This is a genomic window from Mycolicibacterium pallens (assembly GCF_019456675.1).
GTDB lineage: Bacteria > Actinomycetota > Actinomycetes > Mycobacteriales > Mycobacteriaceae > Mycobacterium > Mycobacterium crocinum.
The window spans coordinates 2,480,552-2,502,752 of the sequence record NZ_CP080333.1; the positions used below are offsets into that span (position 1 = coordinate 2,480,552).

Sequence of the window (22,201 nt, forward strand, 5' to 3'; positions counted from 1 at the left end):
TAACATTGAGCATGTAATCATATTGAGCGCTTAATGAGAATCGGTGGAGAGGTAGCTCACAGTGGACCGACCGTTGGACGGCAAGGTCGCCGTTGTCACCGGCACCAGCCGGGGTGTGGGGCTGGGTATCGCGCACGAATTGCTGCGTGCCGGAGCCACTGTCGTGGGCTGCTCACGCGGGCCGCTGGACGCGATCCCGGGGGTGGCCGACAACCCGGACTGGCTGGCTCGTTCCTCCCAACGCGTCTGCGATCAGGGCGACTACCGGGCGATCGACGCATTCGTCGACGCGGTGGTGGCCGATTACGGGCGCATCGACATCCTGGTCAACAATGCCGGTGGCACCGTGCCCGCCCCCAACGTCGAGAGCATCCCGAGCCTCGTCTCCCACATCCAGGGCGCACCCACGGCCGACGACGAATACGAACGCACAGTGTTGTTCCACGCCTTCGCCATTCAGATGAACCTGATCAGCCCGATGTGGTTCGCCATCCGGGCATACCGGCAGATGCGCGAGCAGGACGGCGTCGGCTCGATCGTCAACATCTCTAGCGGCGCCGGACATCCGGCCGGCTCGCCGACACTGGTGTCCTACGGCGCGGCCAAGTCCGGCCTCAATCACCTGACCCGATCGCTGGCCGAGGAATGGGGGCCAAAAGTGCGGGTGAACTGTTTGGCGCTGGGGCCGACGATGACCGACAACTTCAAGTCGTTCGTGTTGCCCAAGGATGACCCGACGGGGGAGAAGTACTTTCACGCCGTGCCGATGCACCGGGCAGGCGAACCCGAGGAGATCGGCCGTGCGGTCGTGTTCTTGTGTAGCGGCGCAGCCGATTTCATCAACGGCACCACGATCGAGATCGACGGCGGCATGATGCCCGGCGTGCTGTACGAGGCGGGCCTCAAGACGATCACGGATCTGCTGTGAAGCGCGTCATCCAGTTCTCCACCGGCAACGTCGGCAAGCATGCGCTGCCGATGATCATCGATCGGCCCGGCCTGCAACTGGTCGGCCTGCACGCGCACGGCGTCGACAAGGTGGGCCGCGACGCCGCGCAGATCTGCGGGCGCGACGAGCCCACCGGCGTCGTCGCCACCGACGATATCGACGCTCTGGTGGCTCTCGGCGCCGACTGTGTCGTCTACACCTCGCAGGCCGAAATGCGCCCGCGGGAGGCGATCGAGGAGATCTGCCGGTTCCTGCGTGCGGGGACCAACGTCGTCGGCACCTCGATGGTGTGGCTGGTCGCCCCGCAGCACGCCGATGCGTGGATCCGCGAACCGCTGGCCCAGGCGTGCGCCGACGGCGGCACCTCGCTCTACATCAACGGGGTCGACCCCGGCTACTCCGGTGACAGCCTGGTTTACACGGCGCTGACGCTTGCCGGGCGGGCCACCGCGATCACGGTGTCCGAGATCTGCGACTACGGCAGCTATGACGACGCTGAATTCACCGGTGTGAGTTTCGGTTTCGGCACCACACCGGACCACACCCCGATCATGTTCGCGCCCGGCGTGCTGACCTCGCTGTGGGGCGGTCAGGTCCGCTCGCTGGCCGATGTACTCGGCGTCCAACTCGACGAGGTGCGCGAGCGGCACGAAAGCTGGGTGACGCCGGAGCAGATCGACTGCACGATGATGAGCGTGGCGCCCGGCCACGTCGCCGCTGTGCGGTTCGCGGTCGAGGGAATCCGTGACGGGCAGCCGGTCATCACCATGGAACACGTCAACCGGCTCACCCCGGTCACCGCGCCGGAGTGGCCGTATCCGCCGGACGGCCGGCTCGGCGTACACCGCGTGGTGGTACACGGCAGCCCCGGGGTGGAGATCAACACCCATCTGGGGCTCGACGGCGTCGACCACAACGACGGTGGTGTGATCTCGACGGCCGCCCGCGCCGTCAACGCCATCGATGCGGTGTGCGCAGCACCGCCGGGTGTGTTGTCGGTGAAGGATTTGCCTGCGGCGCATGCGGACACGGTGATGTGGTGACTCCGAAGATCGCGCCGCGGCGGCCACCCGGTGGTAATCAACTGCGCGCTGACCGAACCCGCGAGGCGGTGCTGGACGAGACGGTGCGCTGCGTGCTCGAGGAGGGGTTCGCCGCGGCCAGCGCCAAGCACATCGCCGAACGGGCCGGCGTGACATGGGGCGTGGTGCAGTATCACTTCGGCGACCGCGACGGACTGCTGATGGCCGTCGTCGACCGGGGTTTCGCCGAACTGCTCGACTTACTGCGTAACCTGCCACCCCCGTCGGCCGCGCAATCCCGGCGCAAGCGGGTCGAGTTGGTGGTCCACGCCGCGTGGGAGGCATTCTCCAGTCCGACGTCGCGCGCCTCGCTGGAAATCTTGATCGGCACCCGAGCCATGCGCGACAAGCGAGGCACCCGCCACCTGGTCGAATTACAAAGGGCAATATCAGATTTGAGCCGTGATATCGCCGAGGGACTGGACAATCCGCACGCCGCGGCGATCGGCGACCTGATCTGGGCCACCATGCGTGGGTTGGTGATCACCCAACTGGTGATGGAAGGCCCGCAGCGCAGCAATCGGGAATTGACCGCGCTCGTCGATGTGATCTGCTCGTACCTCGATCGGCATGCGCAAACACAATGAGCAACAAGCAAAATCACAGTTAGGTCATAGCAAGGCGGCGAATCGGCGCGCCTGAGTGACATTCTTCGCGAGCCGTGGTGATCATGGCCGAATGACCGAACCGTTGGGTATCTCCGTGGGCACGACCAGCCTGGTCGCCGCGCGCGCCGGCGCCACACCGGTCGTCCGGCCCGCCGAGGTCATGATCGGTGATCACCTGTGGACCGATTTCGTCGACCGCGTCGGCGATCCGACACCCTTGACACACGACGGGTTTGCCTACCGCGCCGAGCAACTGCTCGCCGCGGCGTTGTCCGGGTTGGCCGACGCCGAGGGCTCCGGCTTGGCGGCGGTATCGGGTGTGGCGGTTCCGGCGCACTGGGGTCCCGGCCGCCGCGACGCTCTGCGCGACGCCCTCTGGAATCTGCCTGCGCTCGCCTCGGCCGTCGCCCCGCCGATGCTCGTTTCCGATGCGGCGGCCGCACTCCGCTCATTGCAGACCGGTCCCGGTCTGCCTCGCAACGGTGTGATCGTGGTGTGCGACTTCGCGTCGGACGTTACCTCCGTCACGCTCGCCGACGGCGCTGCCGATTACCGTCAGATCGGTGAGACGGTGCGCTTCGCCGAGCTCTCCGGCGACGGCCAGCAGATACTGCACGCCCTGGATGGCGTACTCGATCGCGCCACGATCGCACGCACCGACATCAGTGCCGTCGCGGCCGTCGGCGAAGGAGCGACAACGGTTGTCGTGCAACAGCTTTCGAACCATCTGCACATGCCGGTCACCGTCTCCGCCCATCCGCATCTGGATGCCGCGCTGGGGGCGAGCCAGGCCGCGGCCCGCCAACTGGCCGCAGACGCGCCGACCGGGATGGCTCCGGCGCCGCTGATCGCCGACGTCGGTCCGCAGTCGGCGACGATGGCCGCGGCACTGGCGTGGTCCAACGACGAGGCGCCCGTCGAGACCGGCGGTTACGAACAGACCTATGCCTACGGCGATTACGACTACCGCGGGTATGGCGACGAGGACGACGACCTGGCGATCCTCGACGACGAGCCTGCCACGAAGCGAGGGTCAGGCCTGGCGCGCAGCGTGCCACTGCTGCTCGGCGGTGCGGCCGCGGTCGCCGCCGTGGCCGTCGGCGGTTTCGCCTACACGCTCACCGGAACCAGCACACCCGATACGCCATCGGTCAAGCCCCTCCCGGCTACCGCGGTCACCTCGGTCGTGAGCAGTCCGCCGCCTGCGCCACCGACCGCTGAAACCGCGACGGTGACCAACCCGCCGGTGCAGACCGTCACCGAGCAGGCCCCGCCACCGCAGACCCCGACCACCGTCGTCACTGTCGAGACCACGACCACCACAACGCCGCCCACCACCACAACCACGACGACCACGACAACGACGACGACAACCACCACGACGACCACGACGCCGACGACCACGACGACGGTTCCGACGACCACGACCGAGTGGGACACCACCACCACACGACGGCCCCTGATCCCCGGTCTGCCACCGCCACCGCGAATCCCCGGGTTACCGCCGATGCCGAATCTCAACGTGGCGCCCTGAGGTTTGTCCCGCCGGGGAGCGGGCATCCCGGCGTAAATGACCACCACCGAAGGACCTCTCACAGCGCTGGCGTTGGTGTGCAGCCTCAAACCCAGCCCGTCATCGTCCAGCAGTGAATTGATCGCCGAGCACGTGTTCGCCACCTTGCGGGAACTGTCGGTGGAGTGCGAAGTGGTTCGCGCCGTCGACTTCAACATCGCCCCGGGTGTCGAGGCGGACATGGGCGACAGCGATCAATGGCCGGGTATCAGAACCAAGGTGCTCGACGCCGACATCCTGTTGATCAGCACCCCGGTGTGGCTCGGTCATCCCTCCAGCGTCACGCAACGAGTCCTGGAACGCCTGGACGCCGAGTTGTCGAACAAGGATCACGAGGGTCGCCCGGCCATGGTCGGCAAGGTGGCGATCGTCAGCGTCGTGGGCAATGAGGACGGCGCGCACAAAGTCGTTGCCGACCTGTTTCAAGCACTCAACGACGTGGGCTTTAGCATTCCCGCGCAAGGGTGCACCTACTGGAACGGCGAGGCGATGCAGTCCACGGACTACAAGGATCTCGACGAAGTGCCCGAGGCGATCGCCTCAGCGACCGCGGCGGCCGCACGTAACGCGGTGCATCTCGCTCGCCGGCTCAGAGATGCGAAATACCCGGCGTACGAGTGATTCAGCGGGGCTGCGCCCCAGGAACACCGGTGCGCGCTGCGACCGACTGTGCTGAGCCGGTGTGAAAGATCTCGATGACGACGTCGTCGTCACGGTAACCGCCGATCCGAGTCAATCCGGGTGCCGCGGCGATGATCGCGGTGGCCGCGTCGCCGGACAGCGGATAGTCCGCCACCGGGTGACGCCAGTGCGCGGTGACGATGGTGGCCGGCGATTGTAGCCGAGGAAACTCTCGGTCCACCGTTGCGCGCAGTGTCGCGGCGTCGAAGTAGTAGGCCAGCTCGGATATCAGGACCAGGTCGAAATCGCTTGCGGGCCAGTCAGAATCGAATGACTGATTCAGCAGGGTCACGGCATCGCGACGCCCACTGGCGCGCAGCCGGGCGTCGGCGCGCGTGAGTGCCGCGTCGGCGACATCGGTGGCTGTCACACGATCGCAACGAGCGCTCAGGTGGTCGGTGAGCACGCCGATCGAACATCCCGGCTCGAACGCGTGCCGGTAACGCTCATGGGGCAGCAGGGCGAGGGTGATCGCATATTTGCGGCGCTCGTACCAGCGCGTGGCGAGATCCCAGGGATCCGTCGACTCCGCATAGAGGGCGTCGAAGTAGCTGCGAGGCAAACCGGCTGTCACCGAAAGAACACCTCGCCCACGCGCTCGAGCCGCGCCACCACATAGGGCGGAAGGATCGGATCGCGGCCGGCGACATCGGTGTGCAGCTGGCTGCGGAAAGCCGCGATGGCGGCGCTTTTACGTTGCTCTGCAACCGAATCCATGGTGAGCCGCGCTGCGCGATGCCACGGCACGGCTTCGTCGCCGGGGTGGGCCCAGTGCCACATCCACACGGGGTACTCGACGAGCACGGCTCCGGCCCGAGACACGGCGGTGGCGGCGGCGCGACCGACCGCCTCGTGATCGGGATGGCCGTCTCCACGCCAGGTCGCCGCGCACCACGTGCCCGAGGCTCGATCGGCGAGCACGCCGGTGAGGATGTCGGCCAGCTGGGATTCACGCTCGGTCAGCCCGCCGTCCGGCAGGCCGAGAAACTGCGGCACCGGAAGGCCCAGAATCGCTGCCGCCGTGAGTGACTCATCACGTCTGCGTTCTACGAGCCGCGTCTGCTCGGCCCCGGACATGCCGGGATAGGCCGCACCACCATCGCTGACGATGACCGTGTGCACGTCGACACCGCGAGCTGCGAGTGCGCTCGCCGCTGCGCCGACACCGAGCGCTTCGTCGTCGGGATGGGGTGCCACCACGACCAGAGCCGGGCACTGATCCAACGGCAGAGGCGGAAGCGGTTCCTGCCACTGCTCCCATTCGTCGGCCGATGTCCCCCCGCCTGCGATCGGTTCTGCGACGAACCGGGCCACATTGCTTGCCGCGGCGACGTTCACCGGGCCACCAGCACGCCCAGCGCCGCAAGATCCGTCTCGGCGTGACTCTGCCTGACATACATGCTCAGATCCGCGACGCGGCGTGCGTGCGATTCGTCCAGTGCCAGCGGTGCCGGGCCCAGCGCCCTGGCGGTGCGGGCGATGACTTCGTCGACTGCCGTCTCGACCGCCGCGCGCAACCGTCGGGCCGCCACCTCGCCGGTGCTCTGCGGGGCGGCGTCGACCTGTTGAGCTGTGCTGGCCATCAACGCGGCGGCCGCGGCCAGTGCTGTGTCCACCGCGCCTAGATGGGCTGCGGCGTGCGGATTCTCGCGCTGCTTCTCGGCTACGGCGCGATACAGCGGGGCAGCCACGGCGCGCGCACCGCCCAGCCAGCAGGCAGCGACCCCGGCCGCGCCGTGCCAGAAGCCGGGCCGCGTCAGATAGTCGCCCGGTGCGCCGACCGGGATGGCGGGCGCGCCCGCAAACCGCACGGACCGGGTGTCCGAGTCGGCCATACCGGCGTTGCGCCAGGTGCTTTCCAGCGGCTGAACGCCGGCGCCGCGCAGGTCGACCGCGTAGAGACCGCGCGCACCCGTCTCGGTGTGGGCCGTCACCAACGCATCGGCGCACAGCCCGGCACCGGAGCACCACGCCTTGGTCCCGCTGAGCGCCACGACGTCACCGTCGTGGCGGGCGACGACGGTGGCATCGGGGGCCTCAGCCGCCCAGACACCCCACAGCCGGCCCGGGCTTACCTGTGGCCCGTGAAGTTCGGCCAAGATCGCAACGGCGTCGGTGTGTGCCTCAGCGAGTCGGCCGGCGACCACATCGAGCTCGCACAGGTCGACCAGCCTCTGCCAGCGCACCAATGTTGCCCCCGAGCCGGGCAACGGCAGGTTCAGCTCACCGGCATCCAGCCACCGCAGCACGGTTGGGGTGGTCACGCGGTGTCACGTTCCGGCTCGGCCAGCATCCCCCGAAGGTGGGCGGCGAACCCGGCTGGGGCGCGCCCGATCTGGCGTGCGGAGGTGGCCACCGACAGGCGGGTATCGCGGCGGATCCGGTACCCCGCCACCTCGAACCGCTTGACCAGATCGACATCCTCGCCGCTCGGCAGCGCGTCGAATCCGCCGACGTGCCAGTAGGCGTCGGCCGTGAAACCCATGTTCGCGCCGTGGATGTGATCGTGGGCAACGCGGCCGGGGTGGATCTTGGCGTGATAGGCCCGAAGGTACCGACGGACCGCGTTGATCGGGATCTGCCGCCAGTTGGCGATCCGCACCACACCGAGCACCAAGTCGGCCTGTGCGGTGAGCTGGCGCACCAACCAGCTGGAATCCACCTTGCTGTCTGCGTCGGTGGTCGCATACCAGACGTCAGGCCCGGTCAGCCCGTGGTCGCGGGCGAACGAGAAGCCGGCGGCTCGAGCTGTTCCGACGTTGTGGGCATCGATTTCCACGAAGTGCACATCGGGACCGAAGTGATCCGCCAGGGCGCTGCTGCCGTCGTCGCAGCTGTCCAAGACCACCACGACGGACACCGGAATACCGGCCCGCTCGGCCGCAACCGAGATTGCCGTCAGACATGCCGGCAGTGCCGAGGACTCGTTGTGAGCGGGCACGACAATCACCGCACGAGTGAAACCAGAAGCAGCCACGGCAGTGAAATAGCCGGTAGCCGCGATTTTCACACCCCGGCGCGGTCGCGGGGGCTACAGCACGGGCCGGCCGCCGGTGACAGCTACCCGGGCGCCGGAGATGTAGCTGCCTTCGTCGGACGCCAGCAGGACGTAGATCGGTGCCAGCTCGGCGGGCTGACCCGCCCGTCCGAGGGGAGTGTTCTCGCCGAACGATTCGACTTTCTCGGGGGGCATCGTCGCGGGAATCAGCGGTGTCCAGATCGGCCCCGGCGCCACACTGTTGACGCGAATGCCCTTCTCGCCCAACAACTGTGCCAGGCTTGCCGAGAAGTTCGCGATCGCGGCCTTGGTGGCCGCGTAGGGCGCCAGCGTCGGCGAGGGCATATCGGAGTTCACCGACGAACTGCCGATGATCGCGGCCCCGGGCTTCAGATGGGCCAGCGCGGCTTTGGCCAGGTGGAAGTACGCACCGATGTTGACCCGGAACGTGTAGTCCCATTCTTCGTCGGTGATGTCCTCGAGGCTCTCGTGCGTCATCTGATAGGCGGCGTTGTTGACGAGAATGTCGATCCCGCCCAATTCGTCGACAGCGCGGTCGATTACGGTTCGGCAGTGCGCGGGATCGGATAGGTCGCCGGGCACGAGCACGCACCGCCGGCCGGCCTGCTCGACATAACCGGCGACTTTCTTGGCGTCGCCGTCCTCGTTGAGGTAGGCGATCAGCACGTCGGCGCCTTCGCGCGCGTAGGCGATTGCGACAGCACGCCCGATACCGCTGTCACCGCCGGTGATCACCGCTCGCTTGCCGGCCAGCCGACCGGATCCCCGATAACTTTCTTCACCGCAGTCGGGCACGGGATTCATCTCGGACTGAGTGCCCGGTGGCTTCTGCTGTTGCTTGGGAAAGCTCATGTCGCTCCTAACGGTTCGTCGGAGCGACGGATACCCCCGGCGGCCGCGACGAACCGTCAGCGCGGATTTGCCTGCGCCGCATCGACGATCTTGGCCGCCACCTCGGCCAGGGGCACGTTGGTGTCATGCGACAGCTGCCGCAACATCTCGAACGCCTGGTTGGCGTCTTTGCTGTAGCGCTCCATGATCATGCCCTTGGCCTGGCCGATGATGTCGCGACTGGCCAACGCCTCGCGGAACTGCGACTCCCGCCGCGCCGCATCCCACACCAGAGCCGAGTGCGCGGCGAACAACGAACCCAGCTGGCGGGTTCGTTCGTCGAACGCATGGGGGCGTTCGGAGAAGACGTTCAACGCCCCCATGGACTTGCCGGTCAGGAACAGCTGAAAACCCATGATGCTGCGCACGGGCGTGACGTCGAGCGCCTCGGCGCAAAATCTGGGCCAGCGAGTCTCATGTGACAAATCCTCGACATGAACGATGCGGTGCTCCCACGCAGACGACACGCACGGACCTTCCTGAGTCCGACGCTGGATGTCGTCGACCTGGACCGCCCACGGATGCGTCGCCGCCGGGGTGTCGATTTCGTATTGGCTTGCCGTCACTGTGATGTTGGCGTAGTCCGCGCCGGGTAGTTCCACCGCAGCATGTTCCACCAGTTCGGCGACCACACCGCCGTCGAGACTTCGCCGCTCGTACAGGGTGCGGGCGACTTCGGCGATGCGAGCGGCCGCATCCGCCAGATCTACGTCATCACCGACCGGCATGACAGTCCCATACCCGCCACAGTGGAGGGCGCAACATCGGCAGAGCGTCGGCTGCGCCTAGACCGCCGATAGATAGCGCCGGGTGATCACCCGCTGAACCAGCGCGGCCGCCGGCGCGCCGAGCCGGCTCCACCACGTCGCCGGCGTGGAGAACGCCACCACCTCGGCATGCACCGATTCGTCGGTGGGATCGAAGCGCACCCCGAACATCTCCTCACCGGACACGGCATGGCCGGGAAGGCTGCCGTAGGCGAACCCGCGGCGGTTCGGCTCGTCGACCACATAGACCACCCGGCACGGCGCGGCGAACGGTCCCAGCCGCCCGAGTACGTCGGTGCCCACTTCGGCAACATCAGTCGTCGCGACCACCCGCAGGCCCGCACCCCGCAGCATTCCGTAGCGCATCACCGCGTCGGCGGCCTTCTCGAAGCGAGATCGGCCGCTGCCGATGCGTGCAGACAACCGCACGTGGCGGTAGCCCGCCGGCAGGGCCGCGGCCGTCGCGCCGACCTCTGCGTAGGTCAACTCGCGGCCGGCCAGGTCGCTGAGCTTCACGGGCACCAGCTTCTCATTCCGTACTGTCGAAGTGAGTACGCCGCATCCGGCGGCATACGGTAACCAGGTGGTAGAGGACATGACGGCGGCCCTGCATGCCGGTGGCGGATTCAACCCGCCGGTGCCCACGGGCAGGGGCGGGCCCGACTACGGCCGGTTCATCGACGCGGTGCGCGACCTGCAGGATCACGCGCGCGCCGTCGACGCGCCCGACGAGGTGATCACCCGGGCCGCTGATCTTCTCGAGCAGGTGTCGGCGCTGCTGGCGCCGTATGACGCCGACGAGTGGACCACGCCGTCGGGCCGTCGCACCGACCTGCCGATGCGCGGCAACATTCTGTCGATTCCCAACGAGACCGAGATCGGCGAGGACGGGCGGCTGCGCGGCTGGGCCCGGTTCCGGCGTTACCACCTCGGCCGCAACGGAGCGGTGCACGGCGGCCTCATCGCCCACCTCTTCGACTCGGTGCTGGGCAAGGCGTCGTTCGTCCTGACCGGCGGGCCCTATCAGCGCACCGCCTATCTGCACGTCAACTACCGCAAGATCGTTCCGATCGAGAGGGAACTCCAGGTCGAGGCCGGGGTGCTGCGGACCGAGGGCCGCAAGATCTACGTCGACATCCGGCTGTTGGACGGCGACGACCTGCTGGCCGACGGTGAAGGACTGTTCGTGCTGCTGAAACCGGGGCAACCATGAAGCAGCTACTGCACCGATGGAAGCACCGGCGGGAGCGGCTGCGGACGCGGCCGGTCGCCGATTTCGCCTACCGGGCCGTGGTCGGCGTCGTGGGGCTCGCCGTCCTTGCTGTCGGGATCGTCGCCATTCCGTACCCCGGCCCCGGCTGGGCGATCGTGTTCGTCGGCCTGGCGATTCTGGCCAGCGAGTTCTATTGGGCGCACCGCACCCTGTCGTTCACCAAAGACCGCTACGACAGTGCGATGGGATGGTTCCGCAGGCAGGGTAGGTGGGTGCAGGCCTTGGGCGCGGTGTTCACCGCCGCGGTGGTGGTCGCCACGCTGTGGCTGTTCGGCGCGGTCGGCTGGTCGGCGGGACTGCTCGGCTTCGATCATCCCGCCTTGGACAGCCCTATCGGCCTCGGCGCCTGACCAGCACCCCGATAGCATGGTCGGCGATTCCCGCCGCCCCTGGCGAGAATCGGTTTGAGCCCCACTACGCCGAAAGAGGCCAGCAATGAGCGCCCCCGCACACCCCGGTCCAGCAGCCCCGATCCGGGTGCCTGCCGGGACTACCGCGGGCACGGCGGTGCGCGACGCGGGCCTTCCGGGCCGCGGTGAACCCGGTGCGATCGTCGTCGTGCGCGACGCCGAGGACAGGCTGCGCGACCTGAGTTGGACGCCGGACACCGACGTCGAGGTCATTCCGGTCGCCGCCGACACCGAGGACGGCCGCAGCGTCATTCGGCACTCGGCAGCGCATGTCCTCGCCCAGGCGGTGCAGGAGCTGTTCCCACAGGCCAAGCTCGGCATCGGCCCGCCGATCACCGATGGCTTCTACTACGACTTCGACGTGCCCGAGGCGTTCACCCCCGAGGATCTGGAGAAGCTCGAGAAGCGGATGGCCAAGATCGTCAAGGACGGTCAGCTGTTCGCCCGGCGGGTGTACGAGTCCAAAGACGAGGCCCGCGCCGAGCTCGCGAACGAGCCGTACAAGCTGGAACTCGTCGACGACAAGTCCGGGGACGCCGACATCATGGAGGTCGGCGGGGACGAGCTCACGGCCTACGACAACCTCAATCCCCGCACGCGCGAACGGGTTTGGGGTGACCTGTGCCGTGGACCGCACATCCCCACGACGCGTTACATCCCGGCGTTCAAGCTCACCAGGAGCTCGGCGGCGTACTGGCGGGGTGATCAGAACAATGCCAGCCTGCAGCGCATCTATGGCACGGCCTGGGAATCGCAGGAGGCCCTGGACCGCCACCTCGAACTGATCGAGGAGGCGCAGCGCCGCGACCATCGCAAGCTCGGCGTCGAATTGGACCTGTTCAGCTTTCCCGACGAATTGGGTTCGGGCCTACCGGTTTTCCACCCGAAGGGCGGAATCATCCGGCGTGAGCTGGAGGACTACTCGCGGCGCAAGCACGAGCAGGCCGGCTACGAATTCGTCAACACCCCGCACATCACCAAGGAACAGCTCTACATCACCTCGGGTCACCTCGAGTGGTACGCCGACGGCATGTTCCCCCCGATGCACATCGACGCCGAGTTCGACGAGGACGGCAAGCTGCGCAAGCCGGGGCAGGACTACTACCTCAAGCCGATGAACTGCCCGATGCACCATCTGATCTACCGGTCACGGGGACGTTCCTACCGCGAACTTCCGTTGCGGCTCTTCGAGTTCGGCTCGGTGTACCGCTACGAGAAGTCCGGCGTGGTGCACGGCCTGACCCGGGTGCGCGGCATGACGCAGGACGATTCGCACATCTACACCACCCGCGAGCAGATGCGCGACGAGCTGGCCTCGTTGCTGCGGTTCGTGCTCGAGCTGCTCGCCGACTACGGCCTCGACGACTTCTACCTGGAGCTGTCGACGAAGAACCCGGAGAAGGCCGTCGGCTCCGATGAGATGTGGGACGAGGCCACCGAAACGCTGCGTCAGGTCGCCGAGGCGTCCGGTCTGCAGCTGGTGCCCGACCCCGGGGGCGCAGCGTTCTACGGGCCCAAGATCTCCGTTCAGGTCAAGGATGCGCTGGGCCGCAGCTGGCAGATGTCGACCATCCAGCTCGACTTCAACATGCCCGACCGGTTCGAGCTGGAGTACACCGCCGCCGATGGGTCGCGTCAGCGCCCCGTCTTGATCCATCGCGCGCTGTTCGGCTCCATCGAGCGGTTCTTCGGGGTACTCACCGAGCACTATGCCGGCGCCTTCCCGGCGTGGCTGGCGCCGGTGCAGGCCGTCGGCATCCCCGTCGCCGAGGCTCACGTACCGTATCTGGAAGACCTTGCCGCCGAACTCAAATCACGGGGTGTGCGGGTCGAGGTCGACACCAGCGACGACCGGATGGCGAAGAAGATCGTCAACCACACCAACCAGAAGGTGCCGTTCATGCTGCTCGCGGGGGACCGCGACGTGGAGGCCGGGGCGGTGAGCTTCCGGTTCGGTGACCGCACCCAGATCAACGGCGTGCCTCGCGAGCAGGCGATCGAGACGATCGTGAAATGGATCGCCGACCGCGAGAATGCCGCGCCCACAGCCGAACTGGTGAAGGTCGACGGTGGCTGACGACGCGCAGGCGTACATCGATCGGGGCGCGGGCGAGCCCGATCGCCTCCAGCGGCTGTGGACACCGCACCGGATGAGCTACATCCTCGACGTGCCCGCGCAGAAGGCGGCGGGCGGGTCCGCGGGATCGCCGCAACCGTTCACCGACATCCCCACGCTCTCGGACGAAGACGGTCTGGTGGTGGCCCGCGGCGAACAGGTGTACGTGGTGCTCAATCTCTACCCGTACAACCCCGGACACCTGATGGTGGTGCCCTACCGGCGGGTGTCGGAACTGGAAGACCTCAGTACGGGTGAGAGCGCGGAGCTGATGGCGTTCACCCAGAAGGCAATTCGCGTCATCAAGTCGGTGTCGAGTCCGGACGGCTTCAACGTCGGTCTCAACCTCGGCAAGTCCGCAGGCGGCTCGCTGGCCGAGCACCTGCACATGCATGTGGTGCCCCGTTGGGCCGGCGACGCCAACTTCATCACGGTCGTCGGAGAGACCAAGGTCATTCCGCAACTGCTGCGCGACACCCGCAAGCTGCTGGCCGACGAATGGGCGGCGCAGTCGTGAGCGACTTCTACCTGATGACCCGGGCGGCGTACGCCAAGCTCAGTACGCCGGTGGCCAAGGCCGCGCTCAAGGTCGGGCTGACCCCGGACATGGTGACGATCATCGGCACCGCCGGTTCGGTGCTGGCCGCGCTCATCCTGTTCCCGATCGGTCAGCTGTGGTGGGGTGCGGTCGCCGTCTGGTTCTTCGTACTCGCCGACATGCTCGACGGCGCCATGGCCCGCCAGCGCGGCGGGGGCACCCGGTTCGGCGCGGTCCTCGATGCCACCTGTGACCGGATCAGCGACGGCGCGATCTTCTGCGGTCTGCTGTGGTGGGTGGTCTTCAGCATGCACAGCTCGTCGCTGGCGGTGGCCACGATGATCTGCCTGGTGACCTCGCAGGTGATCTCCTATGTCAAGGCGCGCGCCGAGGCCAGCGGGCTCGAAGGCGGTGGCGGCCTCATCGAACGCCCCGAGCGACTGATCATCGTGCTGGTCGGCGCCGGGCTCTCCGACTTTCCGTTGTTCCCCATGCCGATCCTGCTGCCCATCGGGATGTGGCTGCTGGCGGTCACCAGCCTGGTGACGGTCGGCCAGCGCGTGCACTCGGTGCGATCCAGCCCCGGCGCGATGGACAAGATTCCGCCCGCCGCCGCGCAGCCGGTCGGTGACGAACCGGAAAGCGGCGAATCATGATCGCCACTCCAGGGCAGCTCTGGACGGCAAGCCGTAATCGGTTGCCGCGCACCGAGCACATCAGCGACCTGGGCTACGCGGCGGGCTGGCGGCTGGTCCGTGCCATGCCGGAGCTGTTCGCGCGCAACGCTTTCGACGCCGGCGCCTGGTATGCGGCGCAGGGCGGCGGTCCCGAGCAGCTGCGCAAGAACCTGGCCCGGGTCATCGGCACCACGGCAGCTGAGGTGCCGAACTCGTTGGTTCGCGCCTCGCTGGCCTCCTACGCCCGGTACTGGCGGGAGGCATTCCGGTTACCGACGATGGACCACAAGAAACTGGGCGCCCAGATCGACGAAGCGGTGACCGGTAAGGAACACCTGGAGGCCGCGCTGGCCGCCGGGCGCGGTGCCGTCCTCGCGCTGCCGCACAGCGGCAACTGGGACATGGCCGGGGTGTGGCTGGTCCAGGCCAACGGCACCTTCACCACCGTTGCCGAACGCCTCAAGCCGGAGTCGCTGTACAAGCGATTTCTCGACTACCGGGAGAGCCTCGGCTTCGAGGTGCTGCCGCTCACCGGCGGCGAACGGCCGGCCTACGAGGTGTTGGTCGAGAGGCTCCAGGCGAATCGCGTGGTGTGCCTGATGGCCGAACGGGACCTGAGCCGCTCCGGGGTGCCGGTCGACCTGTTCGGCGAGGCCACCCGGATGCCGGCTGGTTCGGCCAAGCTGGCGCTGGACACCGGCGCGGCGCTGATTCCGGTGCACTCCTGGTTCACCGAGAAAGGTTGGGCCGTCGACTTCTATCCCGAGTTGGACTGCTCCAGCCGCGACGTCGGCGTGATCACCCAGGCCCTGGCCGACCGGTTTGGTGCGAATATCGCTGAACACCCCGAGGATTGGCACATGCTGCAGCCGCAATGGCTGGCCGACCTGTCCGATGAGCGACAGGCCAGGTTGAGGGAGCCCTGATGCGGATCGGGATGGTCTGCCCCTACTCGTTCGACGTGCCCGGCGGGGTGCAGTCGCACATCCTGCAACTGGCCGAAGTGATGCGGGAGCGCGGCCACGAGGTCAGCGTGCTGGCCCCGTCGTCGCCGCATGTGAAGCTGCCGGAGTACGTCGTCTCCGGCGGTAAGGCCGTGCCGATTCCCTACAACGGCTCGGTGGCCCGGCTGAGGTTCGGCCCGGCCACTCACCGTCACGTCAAGAAGTGGCTCATCAGCGGGGAATTCGACGTACTGCATCTGCACGAGCCGAACGCCCCCAGCCTGTCGATGCTGGCGCTGCAGGCAGCCGAAGGTCCGATCGTCGCGACATTCCACACCTCGACCACAAAGTCGTTAACGCTCAGCGTGTTTCAAGGAATCCTGCGGCCGTATCACGAGAAGATCGTCGGCCGGATCGCGGTATCCGACCTGGCGCGCCGGTGGCAAATGGAGGCGTTGGGTTCCGACGCCGTCGAGATCCCCAACGGTGTCGACGTCTCGGCACTGGCGTCGGCATCGCGGCTCGACGGCTATCCGCGTGCCGGCAAGACAGTGTTGTTTCTCGGCCGCTTTGACGAGCCGCGCAAGGGAATGGCGGTTCTGGTCGGCGCGCTGCCCCGGCTGGTCGAAACATTCGAGGACATCGAAATCCTGATCGTCGGGCGCGGCGACGAGGACAAGCTGCGGGAGGAGTGCGGCGAACTCGCCGGACACCTGCGGTTCCTGGGCCAGGTCGACGACGCCGAGAAGGCCTCGGCGCTGCGCAGCGCGGACGTGTACTGCGCCCCGCACACCGGCGGCGAGAGCTTCGGCATCGTGCTCGTCGAAGCGATGGCCGCGGGCACCCCGGTGGTGGCCAGCGATCTCGACGCGTTCCGGCGAGTGCTGCTCGACGGCGAGGCCGGCCGGCTCGTCCCCGTCGACGACTCCGCTGCGATGGCCGAGGCCCTGATCGAGGTGCTCGGGGACGAGGCCCTGCGCACCCGCTACGTCAGCGCCGCCGACGTCGCGGTGCGCCGCTACGACTGGCCGGTGGTGGCCGACCAGATCATGCGGGTGTACGAGACGGTGGCGCTGGCGGGCGTCAAAGTTCAGGTGGCCTCGTAATGCCTGCCGCGCTGTACTGGTCGCTGACCGCGGTCCTGATCATCGTGCTGGTGGTCAGCGCGTTGCTGGCACTGCAGACCGCGAGCCGGCTGGATCGCCTGCACATCCGCTACGACCTGTCCTGGCAGGCGCTCGACGCGGCGCTGGCACGGCGCGCGGTGGTGGCCCGCGCGGTGGCCGCCGACACCTACCGCGGACGCCCGGAAGGCAAGCGGCTCGCGGCGCTGGCTGATGCCGCGGAGCGGGCACCGCGGACCGGCCGCGAAGCCGCCGAGAACGAGCTGTCCGCGGCGCTTGCCAGGGTCGATCCGACGTCGATGCCGGTGTCCCTGGTCGCCGAACTCGCTGACGCCGAAGCCCGCGTGTTGCTGGCCCGGCGGTTCCACAACGACGCCGTGCGCGACACCCTCGCGCTGCGCGAACGCCGTCCGGTCCGATGGCTGCGGCTGGCCGGCACCGCCCCGCTGCCGACCTATTTCGAGATCGCCGAGCGGGTTCCCGAGACGACCCCGGATGGGCCCGACGAGCTGGACCGCCGCACCTCGGCGCGGGTGGTGCTGCTCGACGAGCAAGGTGCGGTGCTGTTGTTCTGCGGATCCGATCCGGCTTTCACCGGCGACGGCGAGGCGCCGCGCTGGTGGTTCACCGTCGGCGGAGCGGTGTGGCCGGGGGAGCGGCTGGTCGATGCCGCCGTCCGCGAGATCGCCGAAGAGACCGGGCTGCGGGTGGACCCGGCCGCGATGGTGGGCCCGGTGTGGCGCCGGGACAAGCTGATCGACTTCAACGGCACGGTCATCGCCAGCCAGGAGTTCTACTTCGTGCATCGCACTAGCCGGTTCGAACCGACCACGGCCGGGCGCACGCAGCTGGAACTGCGGTACATTCACGGCCACCGATGGTGTGACTCCGCCACGATCGATCAGTTGGCCACGAACGGGCAGACGGTGTATCCGCTGCAGCTCGGGGAACTGCTCGAGGAGGCAAACCTGCTGGCCGACGGCCTTGGCGGCGCCGACAAAGAGTTGCACCCGATCCACTGAAGGCGCGAAAAATTCAGTTTGGCATCGCCCTTTAGACTGGATCCGTATCAAACGAAGGGACTGACAGTGGAAACCGGAGCTACCGCGGCTGGATCCAACGGCTCGGCCAGCGCGCAGACGGGTACCGCTCGGGTCAAGCGCGGTATGGCGGAGATGCTCAAGGGCGGCGTCATCATGGACGTCGTCACCCCCGAACAGGCGCGCATCGCCGAGGGTGCCGGGGCAGTGGCCGTCATGGCGCTCGAACGCGTCCCGGCTGACATCCGCGCCCAGGGTGGCGTGGCCCGCATGAGCGACCCCGACCTGATCGAAGGCATCATCTCCGCGGTCACCATCCCCGTGATGGCCAAGGCGCGGATCGGCCATTTCGTCGAGGCGCAGATCCTGCAGAGCCTCGGCGTCGACTACATCGACGAGTCCGAGGTCCTGACCCCGGCCGACTACACCCACCACATCGACAAGTGGAAGTTCACCGTGCCGTTCGTCTGCGGTGCGACCAACTTGGGTGAGGCGCTGCGCCGCATCACCGAGGGTGCGGCGATGATCCGGTCCAAGGGCGAGGCCGGCACTGGGGACGTCTCCAACGCCACCACCCACATGCGGTCGATCGGCGCGGAGATCCGCCGGCTGACGTCGCTGTCGGAGGACGAGCTCTACGTCGCGGCCAAGGACATGCAGGCGCCGTATGACCTCGTCGTCGAGGTGGCCCGGGCGGGCAAGCTGCCGGTGACGTTGTTCACCGCGGGCGGTATCGCCACCCCCGCCGACGCCGCGATGATGATGCAGCTCGGCGCCGAGGGTGTGTTCGTCGGCTCCGGCATCTTCAAGTCGGGCGACCCCGCGGTGCGGGCTGCCGCCATCGTCAAGGCCACCACGTTCTACGACGACCCCGACGTGCTGGCGCGGGTGTCGCGGGGGCTGGGTGAGCCCATGGTCGGAATCAACGTGGAGGAGATCGCGGAGCCGCACCGACTCGCTCAGCGCGGCTGGTAGTCGACGGTGGCTATCGAAGAGATCCTCGATCTGGAACAGCTCGAGGTCAACATCTACCGCGGCCGGGTGTTCAGCCCGGACTCCGGTTTCCTGCAGCGCACGTTCGGCGGTCACGTGGCCGGGCAGTCGCTGGTGTCGGCCGTGCGCACCGTCGATCCCACGTACCAGGTGCACTCGCTGCACGGGTATTTCCTTCGGCCCGGTGACGCGACCAAGCCCACGGTGTACCTCGTCGAGCGACTGCGCGACGGCGGCTCATTCGTGACCCGCCGGGTGAACGCCGTCCAGCACGGCGAGACGATCTTCTCGATGTCGGCGTCGTTCCAGACCGATCAGAGCGGCATCGAGCACCAGGACGAGATGCCCGCCGCACCTCCGCCGGACGACCTGCCCGGGTTCATCTCCAAGGGCGGGGTCTTCGACGATGCGGGTTTCGCGCAGTTCGAGGAGTGGGACGTCCGCATCGTGCCGCGCGATCAGGTGGCCCTGTTGCCGGGCAAGGCGTCTCAGCAGCAGGTGTGGTTCAAGCACAAGGACCCGCTGCCCGACGATCCGGTGTTGCACATCTGCGCGCTCGCCTACATGAGCGACCTCACCCTGCTCGGTTCGGCGCAGGTCAACCACGTCGAGGAACGCAAGCATCTGATGGTCGCCTCCTTGGATCACGCGATGTGGTTCATGCGGCCGTTCCGCGCCGACGAGTGGCTGCTCTACGACCAGTCCTCGCCGTCGTCGTGCGGCGGCCGGTCGTTGACCCAGGGCAAGATCTTCAACCAGTACGGCGAGATGGTCGCGGCGGTCATGCAGGAGGGGCTGACCCGCTACAAGCGCGGATACGCCGGGCCATGACCGTTCGCGTCGGCGTGCTCGCCCTGCAGGGTGACACCCGCGAACATCTGGCCGCGCTGCGCGAGGCCGGCGCCGAGGCGTCGACGGTGCGTCGCGCACGTGAGCTCGACAACGTCGACGGCCTGGTCATCCCCGGTGGTGAGTCGACAACGATGAGCCATCTGCTGCGGGAATTCGACCTGCTCGACCCGCTGCGCAAGCGGCTGGCCGACGGTATGCCGGCCTACGGCTCCTGCGCGGGCATGATCCTGCTGGCCAGCGAGATCCTCGACGCCGGCGCCGAAGGCCGCGAGGCGGTGCCCCTGGGTGGCATCGATATGACCGTGCGGCGCAATGCCTTCGGGCGTCAGGTGGATTCGTTCGAGGGCGACATCCCCTTCGAGGGGCTCGACGGCCCCGCACACGCGGTGTTCATCCGGGCGCCGTGGGTGGAGCGGGTCGGGCCCGACGTTCAGGTCCTGGCCCGCGCCGACGACCACATCGTCGCGGTCCGCCAAGGCCGCGTCCTGGCGACCGCTTTTCACCCTGAAATGACTGGTGACCGGCGTGTGCACAAGCTGTTCGTCGACGTGGTCGCCCACCGCGCCTAGCGGCATGAAAAACTCCGTGTAGAGACCGCCGGTACTGGGTATTCCGGCGGACAGTTTCAGGCCGTGACCCGGCATGGCTTCGACCGCGGAGTGAATCAACGATGATCGGTGGGGAACGTACGACGATTCTGGCTGCGACCTCTGAGGGTGGAGGAGCGGCGCTGGATCAGGTGATCGGCTTGTCGGTGGTGGCGGCGATCGTCACCGCGGTGCTGCTGTGGATCGGCTATCAGCACCGCACCAAGCGCATCACCTGGTTGAAGAACATCGCCGAGCGAGGCGGGAACAGATTCAAGCGGCCGCCGTGGGTGGCGCTGAGCATCATGCTGTTCTCGGCGACGCTGATCTGCGCGCTGTTCGGCTTCATCTGGGACGTGAGCCTGCACATCGGCAAGGGCCGCGACCCCGGACCGCTGGCCAACCCGGCGCATTACTTCATCCTGTTCGGGCTGTTCCTGCTGTTCATCGCGGGCGTCCTGGCCGTCGTGATCCCGTATGACAAGCCCGGTTCGGCCGCGGTGCGGATCACCCGACACTGGTACGCCCCGGTCGGTGGTCTGCTGATGGCCGGCTGCGGGCTCTACGCGCTGATCGGCTTCCCACTCGACGACGTGTGGCACCGGATCTTCGGTCAGGACGTCACGCTGTGGGGCCCGACGCACTTGATGCTGATCGGCGGCGCGGGTCTGTCCCTGGTCGCCGTGCTGTACCTGGAGTACGAGGGACGCCGGGCAATGGGCGCCGACGCCCCACCGGACAGCCGGTTCGTGAAATTCCTGCAGTACTTGTCGTTCGGTGGCCTGGTCGTCGGTCTGTCGGTCTTCCAGATCGAATACGACTTCGGCGTCGAACAGTTCCGGCTGGTGCTGCAGCCGATGATGATCGCCGCCGCGGCCGCGATGGCGCTGGTGGCCGCACGCCTGACACTGGGCCGCGGTGCGGCGATCATCGCAGCGCTGCTGGCGATCGGTCTGCGCGGGGGAGTCGCCCTCGTCGTCGGCCCGATCCTGGGCGCACCCACGAGCTGGTTCCCGCTGTACCTCGGACCCGCGGTCGTCGTCGAGCTCCTCGCCCTCACCTCGCTGGCCAAGCGGCCGATCGTCTTCGGTGCCCTGGCCGGTCTGGGTGTCGGCACCGTCGGGCTATGGCTGGAGTCGCTGTGGGTCGGCGCGGTGTACCACTATCCGTGGCCGACGAGCATGTGGCCCGAAGCGCTGGCGATGGCGGTCCCCGTCGCGATCATGATGGGCTTGTGCGGCGCGCTGCTGTCGATGGTCCTCAACGGCCAGCGTCTGCCCCGCCCGGCGATCGGCATCACCATCGTCGTCGTCACGGTTTTGGCCATCGGTGGCGCCGTGTTCAACGGGCTGCGCACCGAGGTGCCCCAAAATGACACGGCCACAATCACATTGACCGACATCCCGAGCCCGCCGGGGCAGCGGATGGCCAACGCCGACGTGCGGATCAACCCGCCGGGCCTGGTCAGCGACAACCCGGACTGGGTCACGATCCTGTCCTGGCAGGGTGGTCTGTCGAACGAGCGCGGCCTGGTCGTCGACCGGCTCGAACGAGTCGGCCCCGGGCACTACCGCTCGACGCGCCCGGTGCCGATCTGGGGCCAGTGGAAGACCCTGCTGCGCGTGCAGGACGGCACGCTGATGGCTGGTGTCCCGATCTACCTGCCTGAGGACCCGGGCATCGACGCACCCGCGGTGCCGGCCGAACTGAACATGACCCGGCCCTTCGTTCCGGAGATCACGATCCTGCAGCGCGAGCGCAACCTCAACCACCCGACGTGGCTGTTCGCCGCGGGTGGCGTGGTGGTGCTGATCTGCACGCTGATCCTGATCGCCGCGCTGACATGGGGCGGTGGCCGGATCAACCGGACCGAAGAGGAGCCCGCGCGACTCGAGGAGCCGCGGCCGACGGTGGGGCCGCAGGTGTGATCGTCACCTACGGCGCCCACCATGCACTGGTGCTGGCACTGCCCGCGCTGACGCCGGCCGTCATCTTGGTGGGTGTGGTGTTGTTCATTGCCATCCGCGACCGCCGTCGCGGCGAGGCGGGCGCCGATTCGGAAGGGGACGACACGTGA

General features: G+C 67.7%; 25 protein-coding genes. 18 read left to right on the forward strand and 7 right to left on the reverse strand.

The window, feature by feature from the left end:
• Positions 1-61 precede the first annotated feature (61 nt).
• The 5 genes from K0O64_RS12210 (at position 62) to K0O64_RS12230 (ending at position 4,833) form a co-directional block, all read left to right on the forward strand.
• A complete protein-coding gene (locus K0O64_RS12210; RefSeq protein WP_071945559.1) occupies positions 62-928 on the forward strand; it encodes an SDR family NAD(P)-dependent oxidoreductase in 867 nt (288 codons plus the stop codon).
• Entirely contained in the window at positions 925-1,992 is a 1,068-nt protein-coding gene (locus K0O64_RS12215) for an NAD(P)H-dependent amine dehydrogenase family protein (protein ID WP_071945557.1), read from the forward strand. The genes K0O64_RS12210 and K0O64_RS12215 overlap by 4 nt, the downstream gene beginning before the upstream one ends.
• Complete coding sequence (locus K0O64_RS12220) at positions 1,989-2,618, forward strand: TetR/AcrR family transcriptional regulator (RefSeq protein ID WP_071949910.1); 630 nt, start codon at positions 1,989-1,991, stop codon at positions 2,616-2,618. Before K0O64_RS12215 ends, K0O64_RS12220 begins: the two co-directional genes overlap by 4 nt.
• 91 nt (positions 2,619-2,709) lie before the next feature.
• Positions 2,710-4,173 (forward strand): hypothetical protein, encoded by a 1,464-nt coding sequence (locus K0O64_RS12225; RefSeq protein ID WP_156909769.1) that lies wholly within the window; start codon positions 2,710-2,712, stop codon positions 4,171-4,173.
• Between the two features lie 36 nt (positions 4,174-4,209).
• A complete protein-coding gene (locus K0O64_RS12230; RefSeq protein ID WP_071945549.1) occupies positions 4,210-4,833 on the forward strand; it encodes a flavodoxin family protein in 624 nt (207 codons plus the stop codon).
• Between the two features lies 1 nt (position 4,834).
• On the opposite strand, the gene K0O64_RS12235 is transcribed toward K0O64_RS12230, so the two are convergent.
• From K0O64_RS12235 to K0O64_RS12265, 7 genes are all read right to left on the reverse strand, one after another.
• Positions 4,835-5,467: an SAM-dependent methyltransferase gene (locus K0O64_RS12235; protein WP_096311251.1), complete on the reverse strand. Its 633-nt coding sequence runs from the start codon at positions 5,465-5,467 to the stop codon at positions 4,835-4,837.
• The gene (locus K0O64_RS12240) at positions 5,464-6,231 is read right to left on the reverse strand and encodes a PIG-L deacetylase family protein (protein WP_071945545.1); all 768 of its coding nucleotides are present in this window, start codon (positions 6,229-6,231) and stop codon (positions 5,464-5,466) included. The genes K0O64_RS12235 and K0O64_RS12240 overlap by 4 nt, the downstream gene beginning before the upstream one ends.
• A complete protein-coding gene (locus K0O64_RS12245; protein ID WP_096311252.1) occupies positions 6,228-7,157 on the reverse strand; it encodes an acyl-CoA dehydrogenase family protein in 930 nt (309 codons plus the stop codon). The genes K0O64_RS12240 and K0O64_RS12245 overlap by 4 nt, the downstream gene beginning before the upstream one ends.
• Entirely contained in the window at positions 7,154-7,843 is a 690-nt protein-coding gene (locus K0O64_RS12250; RefSeq protein WP_096311253.1) for a glycosyltransferase family 2 protein, read from the reverse strand. The genes K0O64_RS12245 and K0O64_RS12250 overlap by 4 nt, the downstream gene beginning before the upstream one ends.
• A gap of 81 nt (positions 7,844-7,924) precedes the next feature.
• Positions 7,925-8,764, reverse strand: a complete 840-nt coding sequence (locus K0O64_RS12255) for an SDR family oxidoreductase (protein ID WP_096311254.1) — start codon at positions 8,762-8,764, stop codon at positions 7,925-7,927.
• Between the two features lie 56 nt (positions 8,765-8,820).
• Positions 8,821-9,531: a GAF and ANTAR domain-containing protein gene (locus tag K0O64_RS12260; RefSeq protein WP_071945539.1), complete on the reverse strand. Its 711-nt coding sequence runs from the start codon at positions 9,529-9,531 to the stop codon at positions 8,821-8,823.
• 57 nt (positions 9,532-9,588) lie between these two features.
• Entirely contained in the window at positions 9,589-10,086 is a 498-nt protein-coding gene (locus K0O64_RS12265) for a DUF1990 domain-containing protein (protein WP_071945537.1), read from the reverse strand.
• A 79-nt stretch (positions 10,087-10,165) separates the two neighbouring features.
• On the opposite strand from K0O64_RS12265, the gene K0O64_RS12270 reads away from it, so the two are divergent.
• The 13 genes from K0O64_RS12270 to K0O64_RS12330 all read left to right on the forward strand — a co-directional run bounded on the left by K0O64_RS12270 (position 10,166) and on the right by K0O64_RS12330 (position 22,201).
• Positions 10,166-10,783, forward strand: coding sequence for a PaaI family thioesterase (locus K0O64_RS12270; protein WP_096312824.1), 618 nt, complete (start codon positions 10,166-10,168; stop codon positions 10,781-10,783).
• Positions 10,780-11,193, forward strand: coding sequence for a TIGR02611 family protein (locus tag K0O64_RS12275; protein WP_096311255.1), 414 nt, complete (start codon positions 10,780-10,782; stop codon positions 11,191-11,193). Before K0O64_RS12270 ends, K0O64_RS12275 begins: the two co-directional genes overlap by 4 nt.
• An 85-nt stretch (positions 11,194-11,278) precedes the next feature.
• Entirely contained in the window at positions 11,279-13,330 is a 2,052-nt protein-coding gene (gene thrS, locus K0O64_RS12280) for a threonine--tRNA ligase (RefSeq protein WP_096311256.1), read from the forward strand.
• Positions 13,323-13,886 carry an ATP adenylyltransferase gene (locus tag K0O64_RS12285; RefSeq protein ID WP_225933698.1) on the forward strand — a complete coding sequence of 188 codons (564 nt, stop codon included), beginning with the start codon at positions 13,323-13,325 and terminating at the stop codon, positions 13,884-13,886. The genes thrS and K0O64_RS12285 overlap by 8 nt, the downstream gene beginning before the upstream one ends.
• A complete protein-coding gene (gene pgsA, locus K0O64_RS12290; protein ID WP_096312826.1) occupies positions 13,883-14,563 on the forward strand; it encodes a phosphatidylinositol phosphate synthase in 681 nt (226 codons plus the stop codon). Before K0O64_RS12285 ends, pgsA begins: the two co-directional genes overlap by 4 nt.
• The gene (locus K0O64_RS12295; protein ID WP_096311257.1) at positions 14,560-15,510 is read left to right on the forward strand and encodes a phosphatidylinositol mannoside acyltransferase; all 951 of its coding nucleotides are present in this window, start codon (positions 14,560-14,562) and stop codon (positions 15,508-15,510) included. Before pgsA ends, K0O64_RS12295 begins: the two co-directional genes overlap by 4 nt.
• Complete coding sequence (locus K0O64_RS12300) at positions 15,510-16,634, forward strand: glycosyltransferase family 4 protein (RefSeq protein ID WP_096311258.1); 1,125 nt, start codon at positions 15,510-15,512, stop codon at positions 16,632-16,634. The genes K0O64_RS12295 and K0O64_RS12300 overlap by 1 nt, the downstream gene beginning before the upstream one ends.
• A complete protein-coding gene (locus K0O64_RS12305) occupies positions 16,634-17,674 on the forward strand; it encodes an NUDIX hydrolase (protein ID WP_096311259.1) in 1,041 nt (346 codons plus the stop codon). The genes K0O64_RS12300 and K0O64_RS12305 overlap by 1 nt, the downstream gene beginning before the upstream one ends.
• A gap of 66 nt (positions 17,675-17,740) precedes the next feature.
• Complete coding sequence (gene pdxS / locus K0O64_RS12310) at positions 17,741-18,667, forward strand: pyridoxal 5'-phosphate synthase lyase subunit PdxS (protein WP_096311260.1); 927 nt, start codon at positions 17,741-17,743, stop codon at positions 18,665-18,667.
• A 6-nt stretch (positions 18,668-18,673) separates the two neighbouring features.
• On the forward strand, positions 18,674-19,516 hold the full coding sequence (gene tesB, locus K0O64_RS12315) for an acyl-CoA thioesterase II (RefSeq protein WP_071945522.1): 843 nt from the start codon (positions 18,674-18,676) through the stop codon (positions 19,514-19,516).
• On the forward strand, positions 19,513-20,106 hold the full coding sequence (pdxT, locus tag K0O64_RS12320; protein WP_071945520.1) for a pyridoxal 5'-phosphate synthase glutaminase subunit PdxT: 594 nt from the start codon (positions 19,513-19,515) through the stop codon (positions 20,104-20,106). The genes tesB and pdxT overlap by 4 nt, the downstream gene beginning before the upstream one ends.
• A gap of 101 nt (positions 20,107-20,207) precedes the next feature.
• Entirely contained in the window at positions 20,208-22,052 is a 1,845-nt protein-coding gene (locus K0O64_RS12325) for a hypothetical protein (RefSeq protein WP_096311261.1), read from the forward strand.
• Complete coding sequence (locus K0O64_RS12330; RefSeq protein ID WP_096311262.1) at positions 22,049-22,201, forward strand: hypothetical protein; 153 nt, start codon at positions 22,049-22,051, stop codon at positions 22,199-22,201. The genes K0O64_RS12325 and K0O64_RS12330 overlap by 4 nt, the downstream gene beginning before the upstream one ends.

Coding starts and splice junctions, on each gene's coding strand:
- K0O64_RS12225 (WP_156909769.1), top strand. CDS start 2,710: ATGACCGAACCGTTGGGTATCTCCGTGGGCACGACCAGCCTGGTCGCC.
- K0O64_RS12230 (WP_071945549.1), top strand. CDS start 4,210: ATGACCACCACCGAAGGACCTCTCACAGCGCTGGCGTTGGTGTGCAGC.
- K0O64_RS12255 (WP_096311254.1), bottom strand. CDS start 8,764: ATGAGCTTTCCCAAGCAACAGCAGAAGCCACCGGGCACTCAGTCCGAG.
- K0O64_RS12260 (WP_071945539.1), bottom strand. CDS start 9,531: ATGCCGGTCGGTGATGACGTAGATCTGGCGGATGCGGCCGCTCGCATC.
- K0O64_RS12270 (WP_096312824.1), top strand. CDS start 10,166: ATGACGGCGGCCCTGCATGCCGGTGGCGGATTCAACCCGCCGGTGCCC.
- K0O64_RS12275 (WP_096311255.1), top strand. CDS start 10,780: ATGAAGCAGCTACTGCACCGATGGAAGCACCGGCGGGAGCGGCTGCGG.
- thrS (WP_096311256.1), top strand. CDS start 11,279: ATGAGCGCCCCCGCACACCCCGGTCCAGCAGCCCCGATCCGGGTGCCT.
- K0O64_RS12295 (WP_096311257.1), top strand. CDS start 14,560: ATGATCGCCACTCCAGGGCAGCTCTGGACGGCAAGCCGTAATCGGTTG.
- K0O64_RS12300 (WP_096311258.1), top strand. CDS start 15,510: ATGCGGATCGGGATGGTCTGCCCCTACTCGTTCGACGTGCCCGGCGGG.
- K0O64_RS12305 (WP_096311259.1), top strand. CDS start 16,634: ATGCCTGCCGCGCTGTACTGGTCGCTGACCGCGGTCCTGATCATCGTG.
- pdxT (WP_071945520.1), top strand. CDS start 19,513: ATGACCGTTCGCGTCGGCGTGCTCGCCCTGCAGGGTGACACCCGCGAA.
- K0O64_RS12325 (WP_096311261.1), top strand. CDS start 20,208: ATGATCGGTGGGGAACGTACGACGATTCTGGCTGCGACCTCTGAGGGT.